The organism is Vibrio sp. QJM3NY_35 (assembly GCF_057785915.1).
The window spans coordinates 1-25118 of the sequence record NZ_CM173507.1 but is presented as its reverse complement, the minus strand read 5'-3'; the positions used below and the strand labels follow the sequence as shown (position 1 = coordinate 25118).

The 25118-nt window shown below is 45.4% G+C and carries 20 protein-coding genes; 8 read left to right on the top strand and 12 right to left on the bottom strand.

The window, feature by feature from the left end; genetic code table 11:
* Positions 1–374: 374 nt before the first annotated feature.
* The 3 genes from hemG to AC3CH3_RS00090 are packed head-to-tail and all read right to left on the bottom strand — an operon-like array spanning position 375 to position 3028.
* On the bottom strand, positions 375–902 hold the full coding sequence (hemG, locus tag AC3CH3_RS00100; RefSeq protein ID WP_019825599.1) for a menaquinone-dependent protoporphyrinogen IX dehydrogenase: 528 nt from the start codon (positions 900–902) through the stop codon (positions 375–377).
* Between the two features lie 10 nt (positions 903–912).
* Positions 913–2370, bottom strand: a complete 1458-nt coding sequence (locus AC3CH3_RS00095; RefSeq protein ID WP_010433127.1) for a TrkH family potassium uptake protein — start codon at positions 2368–2370, stop codon at positions 913–915.
* Positions 2371–2404: 34 nt separating this feature from the next.
* Positions 2405–3028 carry a YigZ family protein gene (locus AC3CH3_RS00090; protein ID WP_019825597.1) on the bottom strand — a complete coding sequence of 208 codons (624 nt, stop codon included), beginning with the start codon at positions 3026–3028 and terminating at the stop codon, positions 2405–2407.
* A gap of 227 nt (positions 3029–3255) precedes the next feature.
* Between AC3CH3_RS00090 and fadB the strand changes: the two genes are divergently transcribed.
* From fadB to acuI, 3 genes are all read left to right on the top strand, one after another.
* On the top strand, positions 3256–5427 hold the full coding sequence (gene fadB / locus AC3CH3_RS00085) for a fatty acid oxidation complex subunit alpha FadB (protein WP_488537454.1): 2172 nt from the start codon (positions 3256–3258) through the stop codon (positions 5425–5427).
* Positions 5428–5453: 26 nt separating this feature from the next.
* Positions 5454–6617: an acetyl-CoA C-acyltransferase FadA gene (fadA, locus tag AC3CH3_RS00080; RefSeq protein ID WP_019825592.1), complete on the top strand. Its 1164-nt coding sequence runs from the start codon at positions 5454–5456 to the stop codon at positions 6615–6617.
* Positions 6618–6858: 241 nt separating this feature from the next.
* Entirely contained in the window at positions 6859–7839 is a 981-nt protein-coding gene (gene acuI, locus AC3CH3_RS00075; protein WP_060983442.1) for an acrylyl-CoA reductase (NADPH), read from the top strand.
* Between the two features lie 134 nt (positions 7840–7973).
* On the opposite strand, the gene AC3CH3_RS00070 is transcribed toward acuI, so the two are convergent.
* Together AC3CH3_RS00070 and AC3CH3_RS00065 are read right to left on the bottom strand one after the other, a co-directional pair.
* Entirely contained in the window at positions 7974–8915 is a 942-nt protein-coding gene (locus AC3CH3_RS00070) for a LysR family transcriptional regulator (protein WP_004736673.1), read from the bottom strand.
* 156 nt (positions 8916–9071) lie between these two features.
* Positions 9072–9257, bottom strand: coding sequence for a hypothetical protein (locus AC3CH3_RS00065; protein ID WP_004736674.1), 186 nt, complete (start codon positions 9255–9257; stop codon positions 9072–9074).
* Between the two features lie 149 nt (positions 9258–9406).
* On the opposite strand from AC3CH3_RS00065, the gene tusA reads away from it, so the two are divergent.
* A complete protein-coding gene (gene tusA / locus AC3CH3_RS00060) occupies positions 9407–9658 on the top strand; it encodes a sulfurtransferase TusA (RefSeq protein ID WP_004736675.1) in 252 nt (83 codons plus the stop codon).
* Positions 9659–9741: 83 nt separating this feature from the next.
* Here the strand turns inward: tusA and AC3CH3_RS00055 are convergent, their stop codons facing one another.
* Together AC3CH3_RS00055 and AC3CH3_RS00050 are read right to left on the bottom strand one after the other, a co-directional pair.
* A complete protein-coding gene (locus AC3CH3_RS00055; protein ID WP_488537453.1) occupies positions 9742–9996 on the bottom strand; it encodes a hypothetical protein in 255 nt (84 codons plus the stop codon).
* Between the two features lie 151 nt (positions 9997–10147).
* Entirely contained in the window at positions 10148–10702 is a 555-nt protein-coding gene (locus tag AC3CH3_RS00050; RefSeq protein ID WP_488537452.1) for a TMEM165/GDT1 family protein, read from the bottom strand.
* Between the two features lie 420 nt (positions 10703–11122).
* Here AC3CH3_RS00050 and glyQ point away from each other — a divergent pair, with 420 nt between their 5' ends.
* From glyQ to AC3CH3_RS00030, 4 genes are all read left to right on the top strand, one after another.
* Complete coding sequence (glyQ, locus tag AC3CH3_RS00045; protein ID WP_017632669.1) at positions 11123–12037, top strand: glycine--tRNA ligase subunit alpha; 915 nt, start codon at positions 11123–11125, stop codon at positions 12035–12037.
* Between the two features lie 2 nt (positions 12038–12039).
* Positions 12040–14106 (top strand): glycine--tRNA ligase subunit beta, encoded by a 2067-nt coding sequence (gene glyS / locus AC3CH3_RS00040; RefSeq protein ID WP_048610822.1) that lies wholly within the window; start codon positions 12040–12042, stop codon positions 14104–14106.
* Positions 14107–14308: 202 nt separating this feature from the next.
* Entirely contained in the window at positions 14309–16396 is a 2088-nt protein-coding gene (locus AC3CH3_RS00035; RefSeq protein WP_488537451.1) for an alpha-amylase, read from the top strand.
* A gap of 254 nt (positions 16397–16650) precedes the next feature.
* Positions 16651–17901: a valine--pyruvate transaminase gene (locus AC3CH3_RS00030; protein ID WP_488537450.1), complete on the top strand. Its 1251-nt coding sequence runs from the start codon at positions 16651–16653 to the stop codon at positions 17899–17901.
* A gap of 106 nt (positions 17902–18007) precedes the next feature.
* Here AC3CH3_RS00030 and AC3CH3_RS00025 read toward each other — a convergent pair whose 3' ends face one another.
* The 5 genes from AC3CH3_RS00025 to dnaA form a co-directional block, all read right to left on the bottom strand.
* Positions 18008–18442 carry an Hsp20 family protein gene (locus AC3CH3_RS00025; protein ID WP_488537449.1) on the bottom strand — a complete coding sequence of 145 codons (435 nt, stop codon included), beginning with the start codon at positions 18440–18442 and terminating at the stop codon, positions 18008–18010.
* Between the two features lie 504 nt (positions 18443–18946).
* On the bottom strand, positions 18947–21364 hold the full coding sequence (gyrB, locus tag AC3CH3_RS00020) for a DNA topoisomerase (ATP-hydrolyzing) subunit B (RefSeq protein WP_488537448.1): 2418 nt from the start codon (positions 21362–21364) through the stop codon (positions 18947–18949).
* A gap of 17 nt (positions 21365–21381) precedes the next feature.
* Positions 21382–22461 (bottom strand): DNA replication/repair protein RecF, encoded by a 1080-nt coding sequence (recF, locus tag AC3CH3_RS00015; protein WP_017080844.1) that lies wholly within the window; start codon positions 22459–22461, stop codon positions 21382–21384.
* Positions 22462–22514: 53 nt separating this feature from the next.
* Positions 22515–23615: a DNA polymerase III subunit beta gene (gene dnaN, locus AC3CH3_RS00010; RefSeq protein ID WP_010433159.1), complete on the bottom strand. Its 1101-nt coding sequence runs from the start codon at positions 23613–23615 to the stop codon at positions 22515–22517.
* An 81-nt stretch (positions 23616–23696) separates the two neighbouring features.
* Positions 23697–25118, bottom strand: a complete 1422-nt coding sequence (dnaA, locus tag AC3CH3_RS00005; protein ID WP_019825569.1) for a chromosomal replication initiator protein DnaA — start codon at positions 25116–25118, stop codon at positions 23697–23699.

Sequence of the window (25118 nt, the reverse complement as noted above, 5' to 3'; positions counted from 1 at the left end):
AATCAATTTTGATTCCGAAGAATCTGTTTTATCTAACGATAAAACGTTTTGATATTCATCAACGAGTGCCCACACAGATTGATAGGTTTAAATTGTTAAAGAGCTTTTCCTTTTTGAGCTTCGCTCAAATCGGACGGCCATTTTAGCGATTTAAGTTTTAGTGTCAACCACTATTTTCAAAACTTTTTTCAAGCGCTTAGCTTGGCTAATTTGACTTGCTGATTCATTTTGGTTTCTTACGAAGCCATCCCGTGTCAGCGAGGTGGCATTATAGAGATTTCGATCACACTGGCAAGCCCTTTTTGAAGTTTTTCTCGTTTTTTTATTCGTTCGATTAAAAAGAACTCAAAACGCCTCAAAAGTAGGCTTTTCTCTTACATCTCTTGCAGTTTCTTAGAGAATAAAGAGACTTTTTCCCAGTTTGTGTACTCAACTTCCTTGGTTGTATCCGTTTCTCCACCTGTCATATTCATAATGAAGCGAATCATGGTTTTATCGAACCAGTTATAACGTGGGTAATAGAGAGCCCCCGCGAATACACCGATCAAAGTAGGTTGCCATGGGGACTTAAGAAGAAACTTCTTAATATAAGCGCTACCTTCAGGAGTATCTTTACCTTGGTCTTCTTTACGAGCTGTTAAGTTAACGCAGAAGAAAGCGACCTTGTTTGATTGCAACTGAGCAAGGTTGGCATCAATGAACTGATATAGCTTCTTATTGAGGTGGCCATAACGAATCGATGCGCCAATCAAGACTCTGTCGTATTGAGCAAAGTCGACACTAGTAACAGTGTGCAGATCTTGAAGCTCACATTCGAACTCATTCACTTCTTCTTTTATATAGTTCAAGATTTTCTTGGTCTGCCCTTCACGGCTTGAATACAAAAATAGAGCTTTTGCCACAATGTTGTCCTTAGCTACGCCAAAACGTAGGGGTCAATAAAATTAATAAGGTGAATATCTCTAAACGACCAAACAGCATAGATACGATCAGCACCCACTTAGCCTTGTCATTCACATCGCCGAAATGCATTGCCACTTCACCTAAGCCCGGGCCAAGGTTATTCAATGTTGCCGCTACGGCAGAGAAAGCACTCAGCTCATCCATACCGGTTGCAATAAGAGCCAACATACAAACCACAAAAACCAAGGCGTATGCAGAGAAGAAGCCCCAAACCGCATCCACGACACGTTGTGGTAACGCAGAACCGCCAACCTTGATGGTATAGACAGCACGAGGGTGAACAAGACGCTTCATTTCACGAGCACCTTGCAGAGTAAGCAATAAGATTCGAATGACCTTCATCCCACCGCCCGTTGAACCTGCACATCCCCCTATAAAAGAAGAGAATAGGAGTAACACGGGTAAGAACAGTGGCCACTCTGAAAAACCAGTCGTAGTGAAACCAGCAGTCGTGGATATAGATACCGTTTGGAACAAGGCTTGATCAAAAGCATCATAGTACGAATCATAAGAGTGGTGATTCAGCAGTAATAAGAAACAAACTAAGAACAAGACCACCTGAATAAAGATAAAGGCGCGGAATTCCGGATCTTTCCAGTAATACTTAGGGTGCACACCACCAGAAGCAAACGCTGCAAAGTGAAGAGAATAGTTACATGCAGAGATAAGCAGGAACACGACCGTAATCATATTGATTGCAGGACTGTTGAAATAGCCCATGCTTGCATCGTGAGTCGAGAAGCCACCAATCGCAATAGTAGAGAAGCTATGGCTAATTGCATCAAAGAAGCTCATACCTGCAAGCCAAAAAGCTACTGCACAAGCAATCGTTAGGCTCAGGTAGATATACCAAAGCGCTTTTGCCGTTTCAGCAATACGCGGAGTCATCTTGCTATCTTTTACTGGACCAGGGATTTCAGCACGATATAGCTGCATACCACCGATACCCAGAACAGGGAGGATAGCTACCGCCAATACGATGATACCCATACCACCAAACCATTGTAGGAACTGACGGTAAAATAGAATCGCCTTAGGCAGATCATCAAGGCCAACAATCACAGTCGCGCCGGTGGTAGTTAATGCAGAAAAGGATTCGAAGAAAGCATCGGTTACCGACACATTGGGGTTATCGGCGATCAAAAACGGCAGCGCACCCGCACTACCGATTACCGTCCAAAACAGAACAACAATCAAAAAGCCATCACGCGCTTTCAATTCATGCTTATAACGTCGGTTTGGAAACCAGCAAGTTGCTCCACAGAATAAGAGAACGAAGAAGGTCGTCACAAATGGCACACCCGCACCATCTCGATAGATCAGTGCGACGAGCGCAGGAGCAAGCATTGATACACTAAAAAGTGCTAATAATAATCCGACGATTCGAATAATTGAGCGAAATTGCATGAGCTATTGAACGAAGCGAAATGCTTCAAACTTCCTAGTTGTCTTTGACTTTCGTTACCAGTGCCTTAGCACCGCTTTTATTGATCATGGTTTGGGTAAACGAATCTACCTGAAGGAGCTCTATTTCAATAATAAGCTCAACTTGAACACCATAATCCGCTTGGACCTCAACAGCCTGATGCTGAGCCATGATGGATTGTGCGATCGGCACAAAGCCATAGTCTAACTCTAGCCGTAATTTTGTGGTTATTTTTTTCTCGATAGTTTGAAGCAGCTTGAGAGCTTGTTGTACGCCACCACCATAAGCCTTAACCAAACCACCTGTACCAAGCTTGATTCCGCCAGAATAACGAGTGACTACGGCCGTTAATTCACCGACGCCAGAACCAGACAGTTGCGCCAAAATCGGCTTACCCGCTGTACCTGAAGGTTCACCATCATCACTAAAACCCCAAAGCATTGAGTCTTCAGGTCGACCAGCAACAAAACCCCAACAGTTATGTCGTGCTAAAGAATGCTCTTTTTTCACCTGTTCTACGAACTGTTTTGCAGCTTCTACACTTGGAGTATGAGCAAGATGCGTAATAAAGACGCTCTTTTTTATCTCTTCTTCAAACAGAGCCGACGCAGAAGGTATTAAATAAGGCTGTTCATTCATATCGTTAACTTAGTTAATAAGAGCGACGGAGTGTATCACGCGTGAATAATAAGGGTTAGAGGATCTGTGCTATCGCACAATGTTAAACAATTGTTTAAAAAATGTATTGAAATTAATCAAGCAGAGGTACAGACTAAGATAACTGGTCTTACCAGGTATTCTACAATAATAGAAAGATAACAAGATTCTCTCAAACAATCGTGGATTGTATGTCATGGAGATAGACAATGATTTACCAAGCTAACACCCTACAGGTAAAGGAATTACAAGATGGTATTGCGGAATTAAGCTTCTGTGCACCAGCCTCTGTAAACAAACTCGACCTTGCTACTTTAGAATCACTAGACAAAGCGTTAGATGCTCTTAATGCTCACGCAGGATTACGTGGTTTAATCTTAACTTCAAACAAAGACGCGTTCATTGTAGGCGCAGACATCACTGAATTTCTCGGCCTATTTGCTAAGCCAGAAGCAGAACTTGATGAGTGGTTAAGATTCGCAAATTCAATCTTCAGCAAGCTCGAAGACCTTCCTGTCCCAACTCTTTCAATGATGCGTGGCCATGCCCTTGGCGGCGGCTGTGAATGTGTACTCGCTACTGATTTCCGTATCGGTGACAAGACCACCAGCATTGGCCTACCTGAAACCAAACTTGGCATCATGCCTGGTTTTGGTGGTTGTGTGCGCCTACCTCGTGTTATCGGTGCTGACAGCGCTATGGAAATTATCACGCAAGGCAAAGCATGCCGTGCAGATGAAGCGCTTAAAGTTGGCTTGTTAGATGCGATTGTTGAAACAGACCAGTTACTAGAATCGGCAATCAACACCGTTTCTCTGGCTGCTAATGAAAAATTAGACTGGCAATTACGCCGTAAACAAAAAACATCAGCGCTTTCACTAAGCAAACTCGAAGCGATGATGAGCTTTACTATGGCTAAAGGCTTAGTGGCTCAAAAAGCAGGGCCTCACTACCCAGCTCCAATTACTTCTGTGATTGCGATTGAAGAAGCAGCACGTAGCAATCGCGATGCAGCACTCGACATCGAACGTAAACACTTCGTTAAGCTAGCAAAATCTGAAGAAGCGAAAGCACTGGTTGGCCTATTCTTAAATGACCAATATATTAAAGGCTTAGCAAAACAGGCTGGTAAATCTGCAAATAAAGCGACTGAACGTGCTGCAGTACTTGGTGCTGGCATCATGGGCGGCGGTATTGCTTACCAGTCAGCATTGAAGGGCGTGCCAGTGATGATGAAAGACATCGCACAGGCGTCTCTTGATCTTGGTATGAACGAAGCTTCTAAGCTGTTGAATAAACGCTTATCACGCGGTCGCCTAGATGGATTCAAGATGGCAGGTATTCTGTCTTCTATTACTCCAAGTCTACATTATGCAGGTGTTGAACAGTCAGATGTGATTGTGGAAGCCGTTGTAGAAAACCCTAAAGTAAAAGCAGCAGTGCTGAGTGAAGTTGAAGGTCTCGTGGGTGAAGATACAGTTCTTACATCAAACACCTCAACAATTCCGATCAACCTGTTAGCTAAATCTCTAAAACGCCCAGAAAACTTCTGTGGCATGCACTTCTTTAACCCAGTACACCGCATGCCTTTGGTTGAGATCATCCGTGGTGAGCACACTTCAGAAGAAACAATCAATCGCGTAGTCGCTTACGCTGCGAAGATGGGTAAATCTCCTATCGTTGTTAACGACTGCCCAGGCTTCTTCGTTAACCGTGTACTTTTCCCTTACTTTGGCGGTTTCAGCATGTTGCTACGCGACGGTGCTGACTTCACTAAGATCGATAAAGTCATGGAGCGCAAGTTCGGTTGGCCAATGGGCCCTGCGTACCTATTAGACGTTGTTGGTCTAGATACAGCACACCACGCGCAAGCTGTGATGGCGCAAGGTTTCCCTGAGCGTATGGGTAAAAAAGGTCGTGATGCGATTGACGCACTTTATGTCGCTGAGAAATACGGTCAGAAGAACGGCAGCGGTTTCTACACATACAGCGTAGATAAACGCGGTCGCCCGAAGAAGACCTTCTCTGAAGACATTCTTCCTATCTTAGCTGACGTATGCCAACAGCCACAAGACTTTGATGACCAGACAATTATCCAACGTGTGATGATTCCAATGATCAACGAAGTAGTGCTTTGTCTAGAAGAAGGCATTATCGCAACACCGCAAGAAGCGGATATGGCACTGGTTTACGGTTTAGGCTTCCCTCCATTCAGAGGCGGCGTATTCCGCTACTTAGACAGTGTGGGCATTGGTAACTTCGTTGAAATGGCGAAAGGCTACCAAGACTTAGGTGCAATGTACCAAGTTCCTCAACTATTGCTTGATATGGCTGCGAAAGGCGAAAGCTTTTACGACGCTCAACAAGCCAGTTCTCTGTAACCCACATTTGGAAAAGGAATAGCAAAATGAAAAATGTAGTTGTTGTTGATTGCCTTCGTACCCCAATGGGACGTTCCAAAGGTGGAGCTTTCCGTCACACTCGCGCTGAAGATCTGTCGGCACATTTGATGAAAGGCATTTTAGAGCGCAACCCAGAAGTAAACCCTGTCGAAATTGAAGATATCTACTGGGGTTGTGTACAACAAACGCTAGAGCAAGGCTTCAACGTTGCACGTAACGCTGCTTTGCTTGCTGGTCTACCGATTGAGATTGGTGCGGTGACGGTCAACCGTTTATGTGGGTCATCTATGCAAGCTCTGCATGATGCAAGTCGCTCTATCATGGTTGGCGATGCTGAAATCTGCCTGATCGGTGGTGTGGAGCACATGGGCCACGTACCAATGAACCACGGTGTTGATTTTCACCCTGGCATGTCTAAACACGTAGCGAAAGCGGCGGGCATGATGGGCCTAACCGCTGAGATGCTAGGTAAAATGCACGGTATTAGCCGTGAAGACCAAGATGCATTCGCAGCACGCTCACATGCTCGTGCTCAGGCAGCAACAGTTGAAGGTCGTTTCAAGAATGAAATCCTGCCAACCGAAGCTCACGCTGCAGACGGTTCTCTGTTCACTCTGGATTACGATGAAGTGATTCGTCCAGAGACAACAGTTGAAGGCTTATCTCAGCTTCGTCCGGTATTTGATCCAGCAAATGGCACGGTAACAGCAGGTACTTCATCAGCCCTGTCTGATGGTGCTTCAGCAATGCTTATCATGAGCGAAGAGAAAGCCAACGCACTTGGCCTTAAAATTCGAGCTCGCGTGAAATCGATGGCTATCGCAGGTTGCGATCCTTCAATCATGGGTTACGGCCCAGTACCAGCAACCCAAAAAGCACTTAAACGTGCAGGGCTAACCATTGAAGATATGGGTGTCATTGAGTTAAATGAAGCGTTTGCTGCTCAATCTCTTCCATGTGCGAAAGACCTAGGTCTACTGGATGTGGTCGATGAGAAAGTAAACCTTAACGGCGGTGCGATTGCGCTTGGCCACCCACTAGGTTGTTCTGGTTCTCGTATCTCTACAACCCTAATTAACCTAATGGAAGCACAAGACGTGAAATACGGCTTAGCGACTATGTGTATTGGCTTAGGCCAAGGTATTGCAACGGTATTTGAACGCCCATAGCGATCACTGGCTGTAATACTTGAAGGATAATCTTATGTGCAGCTATATTTATATAGCTGCATTTTTTATTACTCAACGTTCAACAATACGTCGATTCATTCAGCGAACTCAACGAAAGAGAAACCAGCACCAACATCTATGCACAAAACGCATAGATTCAATGTTGATGTTTCATTATTTTTTCTCGGATTATTCAACTAAAGTTACTTCAGTTTCCTAATATTCCTCCACGGAGCAGATCATGTTTAAAGCACTTGTACTAAACCAAGAAGACAAAAAAACTATCGCGTCAGTTTCTCAAATTGAAGAGTCTCAATTACCGGAAGGTAACGTGAAGATCGATGTTAGCTACTCTTCTTTGAACTACAAAGATGGTTTGGCGATTACAGGTAAAGGGCGCATTGTTCGTAACTTCCCAATGGTTCCTGGTATCGACCTTTCAGGTGTTGTTTCACAATCTGATGACCCTCGCTATAAAGCAGGCGACGAAGTTGTTCTAACGGGTTGGGGTGTTGGTGAAGGTCACTGGGGCGGCATGGCTGAAAAAGCGAGCCTAAACGGTGATTGGTTAGTGCCAATGCCAGCCGGTCTAGACGCAAAGAAAGTCATGGCGATCGGTACAGCAGGCTTCACAGCAATGCTTTGTGTGCAAGCTATCGTAGATGCAGGCATCAAACCAGAAGACGGTGAAATCCTAGTAACGGGGGCAAGTGGCGGCGTAGGTAGCGTATCTATCACTCTACTGAACCAACTGGGCTACAAAGTGGCAGCTGTGACTGGTCGTGCTTCTGCAAACGGTGAACTACTTAAATCACTAGGCGCGACACGCATTGTAGAACGTGCTGAACTAGAAGAACCAGCTAAGCCACTAGAGAAACAACTGTGGGCTGGCGCTATCGATACTGTAGGCAGCAAAGTGCTTGCGAAAGTATTGGCGCAAATTGATTACAACGGTGCAGTTGCGATGTGTGGTCTAGCAGGCGGTTTTGACTTACCAACTACGGTAATGCCATTCATTCTGCGTAACGTTCGCCTACAAGGTGTTGATTCTGTAATGTGCCCTCGTGAAAAACGTATCAAAGCGTGGGAACAACTGGCTGAGCTACTACCAGAATCTTTCTATGCTCAAGCAACCAAAGAAGTGTCTTTAGACGGTGCGATTCAAGCAGCAGAAGACATCACTAACGGTCAAATCACTGGTCGCGTAGTCATTAAGCTATAGATTCTCAAACATAAAGTTATCAAACCTTAAGTAACTGCTTTAGGCTTGGATAACCCAAAACAACAAAGGGCTGATTTTTATCAGCCCTTTTGCGTTTTTGTCATTAGGGTCAGTGAACCCAGACTCAGTCCTAGTTAGCCCAAACCGACATCCGCAATACGCTTCTGAATCAACTCACCACACTCTTCTTTTACCACTCTTCTTAACCATTGTTGTGAAGCAGAAGAATCGCAACGCGAGTGCCAGATCAGTGAGTAATCAAACGGCATAAACTCGAATGGTAGCGGTTTAACGACTAAGTCATAACGCTCAGCCACCAAATAAGCCAAATCAGCAGGTACCGTAATCACTAATGGCATTCTATCGACAATCGCCAATGCAGCTTCAAGGTGATAAGCACGCAACACCATTTTACGAGGCTGTTGATTGGCTAATGCGTTGTCTAATAAAGCCTTAACACCATCACTGATCGCAATCATCGCATGCGGGAGTGAAACATAATCTTCAAGGCTTAAAGGCTGGTCCGCCAATGGATGGTTTTTAGATAACAGACACGACACACCAACCGGCCCCAAGACCTCTTGATGAAGTGGTGCAATGCTGCCACTCGGACGACAGATCGCCATATCAACGCGTTCGGTGCTGAGTTGCTTAAACAAATGTTCATGCTGCAGCGGTGCAAACTCCAAAGAGATGTTCGGCGCTTGCTCATAAATCTTCGGTAGTGCATAAGGTAGGATGGTTTGCATCGCGTAGTCAGTGGTCGCAATCAGGAAGCGCTCACTGCAGTAGTAGGGGTCAAAATCACTCGGACTCAGCAATTGGCGAAAAGACTCCAAAGGCTGATCAATACGCTGACTGATCTCGAGTGCTTTCTTGGTAGGAATAAGGTGCTGACCTTGGCGTGTAAACAGCGGATCGTTTAGTAATTCTCTTAAACGCCCTAGTACTCGACTGGTTGCCGATTGGCTTAAGTTAAGACGAAGCGCGGCCTGGCTTACGCTGCCCTCTTCAATCAATACCTTTAAAGCGACCAATAAATTAAGGTCTCTACGATAGATGTCTTCTAATTCCACGCCACTTACCTAGCTGTCTACGATTGCCATTAGTCACTAAGTTGTTTATAGCATGCTTTAGATAAAAAAAATCCCGCAATTACGCGGGGAAGCCCAAGAAAATTTGGGGATAGTGTCGGAATGTTGTCGTATCGGAATTCGCTTGCTGTATTCGGGTTAGTGCTCTTGCTCTTCGGCTATGCCTTGCCAACGGCGCATCTCTACCCAAATACCAATAATCGTTGCTACTATGCCAAAAATAGGCATCAGTGAGGTCTCTGTCGATGAGCGTAGTACTAACGCACAAAAAGAAATAAAACAGAGAACCGAATAAATTGTTAATCTATCTAATCCTGTCAACATCGCCACTCCTTAGCTAGTTGCCTTTGCTTTAAGTTGTTATCAACTTGTTAACTAAGTTATAGGAAATGATTCTGTTTGCCAAGCACTTATTGCATATTTTTTCTGCAGACGTATTATTCACTCGTTAGATAGATATAGAGATACAAACCATGACATTCAAACCTGAACTGGCAACCCATACTTTAGAAGCTGAAGGCCTGCGTTGCCCGGAACCAGTAATGATGGTCAGGAAGACAATTAGAAACATGCAGGATGGCGATGTGTTACTGGTAAAAGCTGACGATCCTTCGACAACTCGAGATATTCCGAGCTTTTGTCGATTCATGGATCACCAGTTGGTAGGCCAAGCAACAGAAACCTTGCCTTACCAGTATTTGATCAGAAAGGGATTGGAAGCGTAACGCCCCACCGACTATCAAGTATCAAAAAAGCCGCTCGTACCTTATGTTCTTAAACAGAACTCAGAGTACGAGCGGCTTTTTGTTTATTCGCTTCTAGACTTGTTTTGCAGATGCTCCAGCTGATGCTGAATTTCTCGGATATCTTTGCGCATCGGAATAATATGCGCGACCCGAATCCAAGCCTCAACCGCAAGCCCTGTCATGATGATGGCACCTGCGACCATTGGCAGCCACATGTCCGTCAACACCATGCCTAGTAGTGTAAGTGCAAGACCAAAGGTAAATAGATAACTTTGGCTTTGTGGAGTAATACCCATATAACGCGTCAACATAATCATGCCCTCGTGTTCTTAACTCACAAGATTAAAATATCATGACAAGTATGACAGTTATATGTCCATCCGCTCGATAAACCCCACATTACTGCAAGAGTATGACCTACAACACATTACTCCACTGATTGAGTATTATAAGACTCAATACTGCCTATTAATAGAAAGCCGCTGCGATAGCTAAGCCCACGAATAACAAGGCTGTGATCTTACGAATTAGATCAAGAGGCATCTTATCCGCAGACAGTTTACCTATGATCACTACGGGTACATTCGCCAGCAACATACCGACAGTCGTACCCAAAATCACCCACGCTAATGCATCAGAATATTGAGCACCTAGAATCGACGTCGCAATCTGGGTTTTATCGCCAATTTCAGCGATAAAGAAAGCAATAAAACTGGCGACAAATGGGCCTCGGTTAGAGATCTGCTCATCGTCATCCAACTTATCCGGAATCAGAATCCAACCCGCCATAGCGATGAAACTGACCACCAGCACCCACTTTAATACTTCAGGTGAAAGATAGTCGGCGACCACAACCCCGAGCCATGCAGCAAGGGCATGATTGGCAATGGTGGCAAAGAAGATAGCCGCAATGATAGGTATCGGTTTTCGATATCGACTGGCTAATAAAAGGGATAGCAACTGGGTCTTATCACCGATTTCGGCTAAGGCGACAGTTGTAATTGAAATAGCTAAAACGCTCACGACATGCTCATTTGGGATGGAGATTATTATATTTAACCAAAGACAAACCTCGCGCCCCATCCCGGTTCACGATGCTTGTCTAAGGTCTTGCTAAGCGCCACCAAGGTGGTGGTTGCCTCGAACGCCATGATGATTTTGCATCAATTGTGTTGACGAACGAACTCATTCAATAGGGTATGAATAAGTAAGCTACTCCCCAAAGACCGCGAGATTTTAATCACCCACGCTTTCAAACACAAGTGTCAAACTTATCAAAATATCCACTTGTGCCGAAAAACAAACATTAAAGGCAAAAAAATCCACTAAACGACATTTTAGACCACTAATTAAACAAGATTACCCCTACTCGCTTTACGAATATCTCGGTATACTCAGAGGTTATTTTTCTCATTCATTTAAAAGAATCGCGCGAACCTGACTATGCAAAAATACGATATCAAAACCTTCCAGGGAATGATCCTCGCGCTGCAGGATTACTGGGCTCAAAACGGTTGTACCATTGTTCAACCTCTAGATATGGAAGTAGGTGCAGGCACCTCTCACCCAATGACATGTCTACGAGCACTTGGCCCAGAGCCAATGTCTACAGCTTACGTTCAACCTTCTCGTCGTCCGACCGATGGCCGTTACGGTGAAAACCCTAACCGTCTGCAGCACTACTACCAATTCCAAGTAGCGCTAAAACCATCGCCAGACAATATCCAAGAGTTGTACCTAGGCTCCCTAGAGGTTCTTGGTGTTGACCCACTTGTTCACGACATTCGCTTCGTTGAAGATAACTGGGAAAACCCAACACTAGGCGCATGGGGCCTTGGTTGGGAAGTATGGCTAAACGGCATGGAAGTAACACAGTTTACTTACTTCCAACAGGTTGGCGGCCTTGAGTGTAAGCCTGTAACAGGTGAGATCACTTACGGTATCGAGCGTCTAGCAATGTACATCCAGGAAGTAGATTCTGTTTACGACCTAGTATGGAACGTAGCACCAGACGGTTCTAACGTGACTTACGGTGACATCTTCCACCAAAACGAAGTTGAGCAATCAACGTACAACTTCGAGCACGCAGACGTAGATTTCCTATTCACTTTCTTCGACCAGTGCGAAAAAGAGTGTAAAGAGCTACTTGAGCTTGAGAAGCCACTGCCGCTTCCAGCTTACGAGCGCATTCTAAAAGCAGGTCACGCATTCAACATCCTTGATGCGCGCAAAGCTATCTCTGTAACAGAGCGTCAACGTTACATCCTTCGTATCCGCAACCTGACTAAATCAGTTGCTGAGGCGTACTACGCGTCACGTGAAGCGCTTGGCTTCCCAATGTGTAAGAAGGACAAATAATCATGGCGAAGAATTTTCTAATTGAACTGGGTACCGAAGAGCTTCCACCAACAGCACTTCGTTCTCTAGCAGAAGCATTTGCTTCTAACTTTGAAGCAGGCCTTAAAACGGCTGAGCTTTCTCACGAAGGCATCAAGTGGTACGCAGCACCTCGTCGTCTAGCACTTAAAGTAACTGCACTGGCTGAAGGCCAAGCAGACAAAGTGGTTGAGAAACGTGGTCCTGCTGTTTCTGTGGCATTCGATGCTGAAGGCAACGCGACCAAAGCGGCACAAGGTTGGGCTCGTGGTAACGGTATTACTGTTGAGCAAGCTGACCGTCTGAAAACAGACAAAGGCGAGTGGCTTCTTTTCAAACAAGAAGTAGCTGGCAAACCAGTTCAAGAATTGGTAATGGACATCGCTGCTAAAGCACTGGCTGGCCTACCAATTCCTAAAGCAATGCGCTGGGGTAACTCAGACATTCAATTTATCCGTCCAGTAAAAACACTGACAGTACTACTAGGTGATGAGCTTGTTGAAGGCGAAATCCTAGGCGTAGCATCTGCTCGTACTATCCGTGGCCACCGTTTCATGGGCGAACAAGAGTTCACGATCGACTCTGCTGACCAATACCCTGCGATCCTAGAAGAGCGCGGTAAAGTAATGGCGGATTACGAAGCGCGTAAAGCGATCATCCTTGCTGATTCGCAAAAAGCGGCAGCTGCGGTTGGCGGTACAGCTGACCTAGAAGATGACCTTGTTGAAGAAGTAACGTCTCTGGTTGAATGGCCAGTAGTACTTACAGCGAAGTTCGAAGAAGAGTTCCTAAAAGTCCCTTCTGAAGCTTTGGTTTACACCATGAAAGGTGACCAAAAGTACTTCCCTGTTTACGATGACAATAAGAAGCTATTACCGAACTTCATCTTCGTTTCGAACATCGAGTCTAAAGAGCCTCGTCACGTAATCGAAGGTAACGAGAAGGTGGTACGTCCGCGTCTTGCTGATGCTGAGTTCTTCTTCAACACAGACCGTAAGCGTCCGCTTATCGACCGTCTTGCTGAACTAGACCAAGCTATCTTCCAGAAGCAATTGGGTACGATCAAAGACAAAACAGACCGCATCACAGAGCTTGCAGGCTACATTGCTGAGCAAATCGATGCTGACGTTGAGAAATCTAAGCGTGCTGGCCTACTGGCTAAGTGTGACCTAATGACATCAATGGTATTCGAATTTACGGATACTCAAGGTGTAATGGGCATGCACTACGCAACTCACGATGGCGAAGACGAGCAAGTTGCACTAGCACTTTACGAGCAGTACATGCCTCGTTTCGCGGGTGACGACCTGCCAAGCACTGGTATCTCTTCAGCAGTAGCAATGGCAGACAAGCTAGACACTATCGTAGGTATCTTCGGTATTGGCCAAGCACCAAAAGGTTCTGATCCATTTGCTCTACGTCGTGCATCACTAGGTGTGCTTCGTATCATCGTTGAAAACGGCTACAACCTAGACCTAACCGATCTAATCGGTAAAGCGAAAGAGCTACTAGGCGACAAGCTAACCAACGACAACGTAGAAGCTGACGTTATCGACTTCATGCTAGGTCGTTTCCGCGCATGGTACCAAGATGCTGGTTTCAGTGTTGATATCATCCAAGCGGTACTAGCACGTCGTCCAACTAAGCCAGCTGATTTTGACCAACGTGTTAAAGCGGTTTCTCACTTCCGTGAACTGGAAGCAGCAGAAGCACTAGCAGCAGCGAACAAGCGTGTAGGTAACATCCTTGCTAAATTCGATGGCGAGCTACCTGCTGAAATCGATCTTGCTCTTCTTCAAGAAGACGCAGAGAAAGCACTGGCTGAAAACGTTGAAGTCATGACTGAAGCACTAGAACCAGCATTCGCAACAGGCAACTACCAAGAAGCCCTAAGCAAGCTTGCTGATCTACGTGAACCTGTTGATGCATTCTTCGATAACGTAATGGTTATGGCTGATGACGAAGCGCTTAAGAAGAACCGTCTAACGCTACTGAATAACCTACGTAACCTTTTCCTACAGATTGCTGACATATCTCTACTGCAAAAATAAGCACAAGTGAGACAGTTACTCTAAGTCATACTCTGAGTAATTAACGGTAAACACCCAAAGGGAAGCGAAAGCTTCCCTTTTTGTTTTTGTGAACCAAGCATTTGTTTGTAGAGGTGTTATTGATTAAGTGAATGAAATAGCACTCAGACTGTAGAGGGCATTGTTTGCTATAACTGACCTGTTTATTCAGGGGAAGGGAACAATGAAAAAAACAGTACTCGCGCTTTCAATACTCGCACTCAGCGCATGCAGCCAAACCAGTGATGACAGCTTATTGCTGACAATTGATAACAACACTGTCGTATTTGAATCAACAGGTAAAGGCACAGTTATTGCTGAACAGGAACTCGCTAAAGGTAGCTATACCTTCTCTATCAGCGATACTCAAAATACCTGTGGTACCAACTTTGCGCTGGCTGAAGAGAGCCGCATCAAATTCAATAAGCCCCTTCGCCTAGACGACTGCGCCGATAAATCTGAAATTGATATTAAGGTCTTTCGTGCTAACACCTACCAATTTACGCTCAACCCTCAGACTAATGAGCTGACGGTTCAAGTAAAGCCAAAGCAGCAACAAGTACAAAACTTTGCTTGTCCGATTCCTAGTGATCAGCCAACCACTATCGATGTTGATCAAACCTTTGATGATGGCACCGTGGTAAGAGACGCTCTTTCAGGCAAACAAGTCACAGTAACTAATGGCAGCGTCACCATGCAGCCAGCAGAAAACAGCCAAGGTGTTCTGCTACTAGAGAAAGTAGAACCAGAAACCAAAGCTGATTTTAGTTGGGACAACGCCACGGTTTACTTCGTGATGACCGATCGCTTCCACAACGGTAACCCTGACAACGACAATAGCTATGGTCGCAGTCAAGATGGACAAGATGAAATCGGCACCTTCCACGGTGGTGACCTAGCAGGCTTAACCGAAAAGCTCGACTACATTGAATCGCTCGGGGCCAATGCTATCTGGATTACCTCTCCACTAGAGCAAATCCACGGCTGGGTTGGCGGTGGTGATCGCGGTGACTTCAAACATTATGGCTATCATGGCTACTACCATCAAGATTGGACTAAGCTCGATGACAACATGGGTACCGAAGACGAGCTGAAAACCTTCATCGATACCGCGCACAGCAAAGGCATTCGCGTTGTTTGGGATGTGGTAATGAACCACACGGGTTATGCGACGCTTGCCGACATGCAAGAGTTTGATTTTGGTAAGCTCAACCTAACGGACGAAGAAGCCAAACAAACACTTGGCGAAAACTGGACAGACTGGCAGCCCGCTAAAGGTCAAAATTGGCACTACTTCAACAACTACATATCTTACAGCGACAAAGAAGCGTGGGAAAAGTGGTGGGGAAAAGCTTGGCTGCGCAGCGATATCGGTGCCTATGACTCTCCGGGCTACAATAACCTCACTATGTCTTTGGCGCATCTGCCCGATTTCAAAACAGAATCGACCGAGACAACCGGACTGCCTAACTTCTATCGCAATAAATCCACCAGCGCGACCGATGAACTCAAAACACCTCGTGACCATTTAATCACTTGGTTATCAGATTGGGTGCGCGAATATGGTGTCGATGGTTTCAGGGTCGATACCGCTAAACACGTTGAACTCGAAGCATGGGCAGAACTGAAAGAGAGCACCAACCAAGCACTTGCCGAGTGGAAACAGAACAACCCAGACAAGGCCTTGGATGACTTACCCTTCTGGATGACTGGCGAAGTATGGGCACACAGCGTGGTCAAATCAGATTACTTCGCTAACGGATTTGATTCGATCATCAACTTTGAATTCCAGAGTGATATCGCACCAAAGGCGCTCAAGTGCCTATCCGATCTTGATGCTGATTACCTTCGATACGCAGAGAAGATCAACAACGACAGCGAGTTCAACGTACTGAGTTACCTTTCGTCTCACGACACCTCGCTATTCTGGACACAACATGGCAGTGACTTTGCAAAACAAACCAAAGCTGCAAACGCGTTGATGCTGGCTCCCGGTGCGGTGCAAATCTATTACGGTGATGAAATCGCTCGTGATTTCGGCCCAACAGGCTCCGACCCAATGCAAGGCACTCGCTCAGACATGCCTTGGGATCAAATCACTGGCGAGCGTGCAGAGCTGCTAGAACACTGGCAAGCGCTTGGCCAATTCCGCCAACGCCACCCAGCTGTCGCGCAAGGTAAGCACATCATCCGTAACAGCAAGGGTTATTACGCCTTCGAACGCCAATACCAAGATGACAAGGTGTTGGTTGTTTATACGGGGTCGAAGTAATCGTTAATTGACATAAAACAGTAGAAACTAAAGGGGAAGCTTCGGCTTCCCTTTTTTGATCACTAAAAGCACGTTCAATAAGCAAACTGTCACTCATTAGCCAAACTTTATAGAAGTTTTTTTCGTGTTAGAGCATTTGGCGCTATGCGTCGCAAAAACATTGCGGTATGTTCAAGGAATACACTGATGGCAGACATAAGGTCTGCCTTAATGACACATAACAAGCAATCACAATGAATTAGGTAAAATAAGTAATGCAGTTCTCTAAGTTTGGCGAAAAGTTTAATCGATACTCTGGAATCACTCGTTTAATGGATGATTTGAATGATGGTCTGCGCACTCCTGGCGCTATCATGCTCGGTGGTGGTAACCCAGCCGCTATCCCAGCCATGCTCGATTACTTCAACCAAACCAGTGCCGACATGCTCGCCAATGGAGAACTCATCGCCGCCCTCGCCAACTACGATGGCCCGCAGGGTAAAGACAGCTTCATTAAGTCATTAGCTGCAATGCTAAAAGAGACTTATGGCTGGGACATCAGCGAGAAGAACATCAGCCTAACTAACGGCAGTCAAAGCGGCTTCTTTTATCTATTCAACCTACTAGCAGGCCAACAACCTGACGGTTCGCACAAGAAGATTTTGTTACCGATCGCGCCGGAATACATCGGCTACGGCGATGCTGGCATTGATGACGACATCTTTATTTCTTACCACCCAGAGATCGAGCTGCTAGAAAACCGTCAGTTCAAATACCACGTCGATTTTGAACAACTAAAGGTTGATGACTCAGTCGCGGCTATCTGTGCATCTCGTCCAACCAACCCAACGGGTAACGTACTGACCGACGAAGAAGTACGTAAATTGGATAAGCTGGCGCGTGAAAACAACATCCCACTGCTAATCGACAATGCTTACGGCCTGCCGTTTCCAAACATCATCTTTGAAGATGTCGAACCGTTCTGGAATGAAAATACCATTCTGTGTATGAGCCTTTCTAAGCTTGGTTTGCCGGGAGTGCGTTGCGGTATCGTGATTGCTAGCGAAGAAGTCACCCAAGCGCTAACCAACATGAATGGCATCATCAGCTTAGCGCCAAACAGTGTCGGCCCTGCGATTGCCAATCACATGATTGAAAAAGGCGATTTACTACACTTGAGCAGTGAGGTGATCAAACCTTTCTACAAAGATAAGTCACTACGTGCAGTTGAACTGTTACAAGACGCTATCGACGACCCTCGCTTCCGTATTCACAAGCCTGAAGGCGCTATCTTCTTATGGCTATGGTTTGATGAGTTGCCGATCACCACAATGGAACTGTACGACCGCCTTAAAGCTCGCGGCGTGTTGATTGTTCCGGGTGAATACTTCTTTATCGGTCAAGAAGACGAGTGGGATCATGCTCACCAGTGCTTACGTATGAACTACGTGCAAGATGATGAAGCGATGCAGAAAGGCATAGCGATCATCGCTGAAGAAGTGAAAAAGGCTTACTCAGAGCAGTAATCAGGGCTTTTAGCTTACCGTAGACCAAATACAAAAAGAGCACCTCATTAGGTGCTCTTTCACTTTTACTTCCCGATATTTATTAGCTCTAAGGAGCTAACAGTAATTAACCTTCTAGTAGGCTATTACCATTGATAGCAATCTTACGTGGTTGCATCGCTTCTGGGATTTCGCGTTCTAGGTCGATGTGAAGAAGACCATTTTCCATGCTTGCACCTACCACTTTTACGTAGTCAGCCAGTTGGAATTTACGCTCGAAATCGCGCTCTGCGATACCTTGGTATACGAAGGCTTTCTCTGCTTCAGCTTTACGCTCACCTTTCACAATTAGCATGTTCTCTCTCTGAGTTAGATCTAATTGGTCATCAGCAAAACCAGCAACTGCCATAGTAATACGGTAGTTGTTTTCGTCTTTTTGCTCGATGTTGTATGGAGGGTAACCGCCAGAAGAGTTCTTCGATGTGTTCGCTTCCATCATGTTGAATAGACGATCGAAGCCGATTGCGTTGCGGTAAAGTGGAGTGAAATCTACAGTTCTCATAATGCTATCCTTTTAGTAAGCAATAGTCTTAGCTGCGAATTTTACTTGGATCTAATCTGTGTGTGACCCAGTAAACAGCTAAGAGATTCAATTCGCATTCCTCGGGTTTCGCCTCTATTGGCGACAACGCTGGGACATGGCAATGAATCAATTTTTAAGTTGTGTGCTGCCAAAGTTATCCTCTATTGAGCGATACTTCGTTAGCGGTAATGAAGGTTCTGTTTCTTCTCTTTTGAGCAAGACAGTCATCCTCTTCACAACTAGATATGTGGATTGAGCAAATCAGTTTCAAGGGATTATTTTCAATTATTTTACAAAATCATTATTTTTCAAATACTTAAAAAACAAAAAAGACCGCCATTTCGGGCAGTCTTTTAAATAATATATTGAGTTTTTTGAGACGAAGCTATTTCGTTTTAGTTCAAGGAAGAGACGCGGAGCATACGAATGTATGTGAGCACCTCTGACACAGAAATTAAGCGAAAGAGCGAAGTATCAAAGAGACTAAACGTCTAGGTTTGCTACTTTAAGTGCATTCTCTTCGATGAAGTTACGACGCGGTTCTACTTGGTCGCCCATCAACGTTGTAAACAACAGATCAGCACCAACAGCATCTTCAATCGTTACTTGCATCATACGGCGAGTTTCAGGATCCATCGTGGTTTCCCAAAGTTGATCAGGGTTCATCTCACCTAGACCTTTGTATCGCTGTAGGCTTAGACCACGACGAGACTCTTTCACTAACCAGTTCAGAGCATCAACGAAGCTAGAAACTTCTTGAGTACGCTCACCACGCTTAATGTAAGCGCCATCTTCAATCAAGCCATCAAGTGCTTCAGAAAGATCCGCTAGCTTACCAAACTCTTTAGAGTTGATAAGATCGATGCTCAGTAGGTGTTCATGAGTCACACCATGAGTACGAACCACAATCTTAGGAACGCTTAAACCTAACTCTTCGTGTTTTTCAACTTCAAGGCTGTATTGGCTTGCACCTACTTCTTTCGCGTTTAGCTGCTCAACAAGCTGCTTACCCCAAGCTTCAACTGCCGCGTCATCATGACACTGCTCAGCGGTTAGACGAGGAACGTAAATCAGTTCGTGAACCAATGCGCGTGGGTAACGGCGGCTCATACGATCAACAAGCTTGATACCTGCATTGTATTGCTGAACAAGCTTCTCTAAACCTTCACCTGCAAACGCTGGCGCTTCAGGGTTTACGTGCAGTTCTGCATTGTCTAAAGCCAAAGATACTTGATACTGGTTCATCGCATCTTCATCTTTAATGTACTGCTCTTGCTTACCTTTCTTCACTTTGTAAAGTGGCGGTTGAGCAATGTAGATGTAACCACGTTCAATCAGCTCTGGCATTTGACGGTAGAAGAACGTCAGTAGCAGAGTACGGATGTGAGAACCATCGACATCGGCATCGGTCATGATGATGATGTTGTGGTAACGCAGTTTATCTGGGTTGTATTCGTCACGGCCAATACCACAACCAAGAGCTGTGATTAGCGTTGCTACTTCTTGAGAAGACAGCATTTTATCGAAACGTGCTTTCTCTACGTTAAGGATTTTACCTTTCAGTGGTAGGATTGCTTGGTTCTTACGGTTACGCCCCTGCTTAGCTGAACCGCCAGCAGAGTCTCCCTCCACAATGTATAGTTCAGACAGTGCAGGATCTTTTTCCTGACAGTCAGCAAGCTTACCTGGAAGACCCGCTAAATCTAATGCGCCTTTACGACGAGTCATTTCACGAGCTTTACGCGCTGCATCACGAGCACGTGCTGCATCAATGATTTTAGAACAAACTGTTTTCGCTTCACCTGGGTTCTCAATCAGGAACTCAGACAACTTCTCACCCATTGTAGATTCAACGGCAGACTTCACTTCTGAAGAAACCAGCTTATCTTTAGTTTGGCTTGAGAACTTAGGATCAGGCACTTTAACAGAAACAATCGCCGTCAGACCTTCACGAGCATCATCACCAGAGGTCGCAGTCTTCGCTTTCTTAGAGAAGCCTTCCTTGTCCATGAAGCTGTTCAGAGTACGCGTTAGCGCCGCACGGAAACCTGCTAAGTGAGCACCACCATCGCGTTGAGGGATGTTGTTGGTGAAACAGTAGATGTTTTCTTGGTAGCCGTCATTCCACTGCATCGCAACTTCAACGGTAATACCGTCTTCGCGCTCAGAGTTAAAGTGGAAGATTTTTTGGATGATTGGCGTTTTGTTAGTATTAAGGTGTTCAACAAACGCTTGGATACCGCCTTCGTATTCGAAGTGATCCATTTTGTCTTCTTCGCGCTCGTCAATTAGCTTAATTGATACACCTGAGTTCAAGAATGATAGCTCACGTAGACGCTTAGCTAAAATGTCGTAATGGAACTCGATGTTAGTGAAGGTTTCTTCACTCGGCCAGAAACGAATCTCTGTACCTGTTTTATCCGTGTCACCGATAACCGCTAGTGGCGCTTGAGGCTCACCGTGGCTGTAGGTTTGAGTGTGGATTTTGCCACCGCGGTGGATAGTAAGAGTAACTTGCTTAGAAAGTGCGTTAACTACTGAAACACCAACACCGTGCAGACCACCAGATACCTTGTATGAGTTATCATCGAACTTACCACCAGCGTGAAGAACCGTCATGATAACTTCTGCTGCTGATACGTTTTCTTCTGGGTGTAATTCTGTTGGAATACCACGGCCGTCATCGCTCACAGACACAGAACTATCTTCATGGATAGTTACAATGATGTCATTACAGTGACCAGCTAGCGCTTCATCAATAGAGTTATCTACCACCTCAAAAACCATGTGGTGCAGACCGGTACCATCATCCGTGTCGCCAATGTACATTCCAGGACGCTTACGTACCGCATCCAGACCCTTCAGTACTTTAATACTCGATGAATCGTAATTATCTGACATAGTTACTCTCTGACTAATTATCCTTGCTCTATTTTGCCATGTTCCACATGAAACATCCTGCTATTTTCGTCATGCATATCTGCAATCTGATCAGCGGTAATAGAGCTTACAAAAACTTGAGCCTGGGTCGCCTTTAAACACTCAGCAAGACGTGCTCGGCGTTGGCTATCTAATTCGGAAGCGAAGTCATCTATCAAATAGATGCACTGCTTACCTGTCATTTGAGTGAGGTGTTGCCCTTGTGCTACTCGTAGCGCGCACACCATCAACTTCAATTGACCTCGTGACAAGACATCTTCCACTGGAGTGCCGTTCACTTTTATCTTCAGATCCGCTTTGTTTGGCCCACTAAATGTGTAACCAAGCTGCTGATCCCTTTCAAAATTCTTTTCTAATATCTCAGCGTATGGGGTGTCTTTATCCCAACCACGATAGTAGTTAATCTTTATCTCAAACTCAGGAAGGAAGGTCGCACAGATTTCCTCTGCCACTTCTTTTAACTGCTCAACGTAGGTAGCGCGCCATTGGCTGATGCTTTCTGCTAAACGGGCTAATTCTTGATCCCAATAGCTTAGCTCTCGATAATTCGTTGCCGTTTTCAATAATGCATTACGCTGTTTATTGAGTCGCTTGACCCTGCCCCATGCATCATAAAAACCAGACTCACTGTGGAAGACTCCCCAATCAATGAATGCTCGGCGATGTTTAGGTCCATCCGTCAGTAAATCAAACCCTTCAGGATGAATCAACTGCAATGGTAATACTTGAGCTAGCTGAGCTAATTTTTGCCCAGTTTGACCGCTTATTTTAACCTCTGTCGTGCCATCGCGCTGCTTATTAATGCCAATTGGCAGCTCAAATTGATCCGAGGTCATAAAACGGCCATGAACAAACAGTTCGCTACACTCATTTTGAATGATACGACCGGTTAATGAGCTTTTGAATGAGCGACCATGTCCGAGCAGATACACCGCTTCCAGGACACTGGTTTTGCCGCTACCGTTAGCCCCTATAAGAAAGTTAAAGCCTGATGACGGTTGAATGTCACAGGCTTCTATATTTCTAAATTGCTTAACGATTAAGCGCGATAAAGGCATAACGTCTTCATATTAATCTTCAATCACGACTCGGTAGGTCAACATATTGCAGCTTATAAACGAATTGGCATAACAACGTACATCGCGCTGTCATCTTGTGCATTTTCAATCAAGGCACTCGCATTAGCGTCTGACATTGAGATACGAACTTGTTCACAACGCAGTGTGTTCAGAACATCCAATACGTAGCTTACGTTAAAGCCAATCTCTAGCGCGTCACCGTCGAAGTTAACATCTAGCACTTCTTCTGCTTCTTCTTGTTCTGGGTTGTTCGCTGTAATACGCATCTCGCTATCCACAAGATTAACTCGAACACCACGGAATTTTTCATTCGACAGAATCGCTGCACGAGAAAATGCGGAGCGTAATTCATCACAACCGGCTTCAAGTGTCTTGGTAGTATTTTGCGGCATTACGCGGCGATAATCAGGGAAACGACCATCAACCAGTTTAGAAGTAAAGACATAGTTGTTCACTTCAGCACGCACATTAGAGTTGCCAATTTGCAGCGTTACAGGCTGTTCAGGCGCATCCAATAACTTCACTAGCTCTTGAACACCTTTACGGGGAACAATGATCTGCTTCTGGGCAAAGTCAGCACCCAATTGCGCTTGAGATACTGCCATACGGTGACCATCAGTCGCTACGCTGCGTAAGATAGAACCTTCAATCTCAAACAACATGCCGTTGAGGTAGTAACGAACATCCTGGTTCGCCATTGAGAATTGGGTTTTCTCGATAAGACCGCGTAGCTCAGCCTGTGTCACAGACACTTCAACTTCACTGCTCCAGTCTTCAATGTTTGGAAAATCTGCCGCTGGTAATGTTGCCAATGAGAAACGGCTACGACCAGAGCGAACCTGAATACGGTCACCATCCAATACCACAGTGATCACTGAGCTGTCTGGTAAACCACGGCAAATATCTAGGAACTTACGTGAAGGCACAGTAATGCTGCCCGCTTCGAAATCACCTTCAAGCGTTACACGGCTGATCAATTCAACTTCTAGATCCGTCGCTGTCATCGACAACACGTTATCTTCTACTTTAATTAGTAGGTTTCCTAGAATTGGAAGCGTTGGCCTGCCACCGAGTGCGCCAGATACTTGTTGTAATGGCTTAATCAGGTGACTACGTTCAATGGTAAATTTCATATCTTGCTCTTACGGTCTAAATGGCACTGCGTAATAGTACGTGGCCAAGATTCTGCTTATTAAGGTTAAGAATACTGTGTATTAAGAAGAAAGGGTACGAATCAAGTTCGAATAATCTTCTTTAATGTCGTGGCTCTCTTCACGCAGCTGAGCAATTTTACGACAAGCATGCAGTACAGTCGTGTGGTCACGGCCACCGAATGCATCGCCAATCTCAGGCAAGCTGTGGTTTGTTAGCTCTTTAGCCAGAGCCATCGCCAATTGACGTGGACGAGCAACAGAACGAGAGCGACGTTTCGACAAGAGATCGGCTACTTTGATTTTGTAGTACTCGGCTACTGTCTTCTGAATATTATCAATGGTGACCAATTTCTCTTGCAGTGCAAGTAGGTCACGCAGTGCTTCACGTACGAAATCGATCGTAATCGGGCGACCAGTGAAGTTCGCATTCGCGATAACACGGTTCAATGCGCCTTCCAGTTCACGAACGTTAGAACGTAGACGCTTAGCAATAAAGAAAGCCACTTCATCTGCAAGGTGGATTTGGTGGTCTTCTGCTTTCTTCATCAAGATAGCAACCCGCGTCTCAAGCTCTGGTGGCTCAATCGCTACCGTCAAACCCCAGCCAAAGCGAGATTTAAGACGATCTTCTACCCCGTTGATCTCTTTTGGATAACGGTCAGACGTTAGGATGATCTGTTGGTTGCCTTCAAGCAGCGCATTAAAGGTATGGAAGAACTCTTCTTGAGAACGCTCTTTATTAGCAAAGAATTGGATGTCATCGATGAGCAATGCATCAACACTACGGTAGTAGCGCTTAAATTCTTCGATCGCGTTGTTTTGTAGGGCTTTTACCATATCCTGAACAAAACGCTCTGAGTGCATGTAAACCACTTTCGCATTCGGCTTATTATCAACAATGGCGTTACCCACTGCATGCAACAAGTGCGTTTTACCTAAACCAGTGCCGCCGTATAGGAACAACGGGTTGTAGGCTGTACCTGGATTATCAGAAACCTGACGTGCCGCTGCCAAACCCAGTTGGTTCGACTTACCTTCAACAAAGTTATTGAACTTATGTTTTGGGTTCACGTTTGAGCGGTGATTCAAGTCAACCGCGACAGGCTCTTCATCACGCCAGATATTATGGACAGGCTTGCGAGCTTGTAATTGCGCAGGTGCTGATGACTCAGCGGCCACATCGGCTGCAGTACGAGTCTGAGTTGGTGCCGGTGTCGCTGGCTTTGGTGCAATCACACGCTTGCTTCCCACTTCAAAATGAAGATGTGGGATATCGTTACCGCAATATTCTTGCAGCAGACGGTTAATGCTATTTAGATACTTATCACGAACCCAATCGAGTACGAAACGGTTCGGTGCAAATAGAGTTAGAGTATTGTCATTGAGTTCCGCTTGTAACGGACGAACCCACATACTGAATTCTGTAGCTGGTAACTCTTCTTGAAGCTGTTGCAAACACTGCAACCAAAGCGAAGATGACAC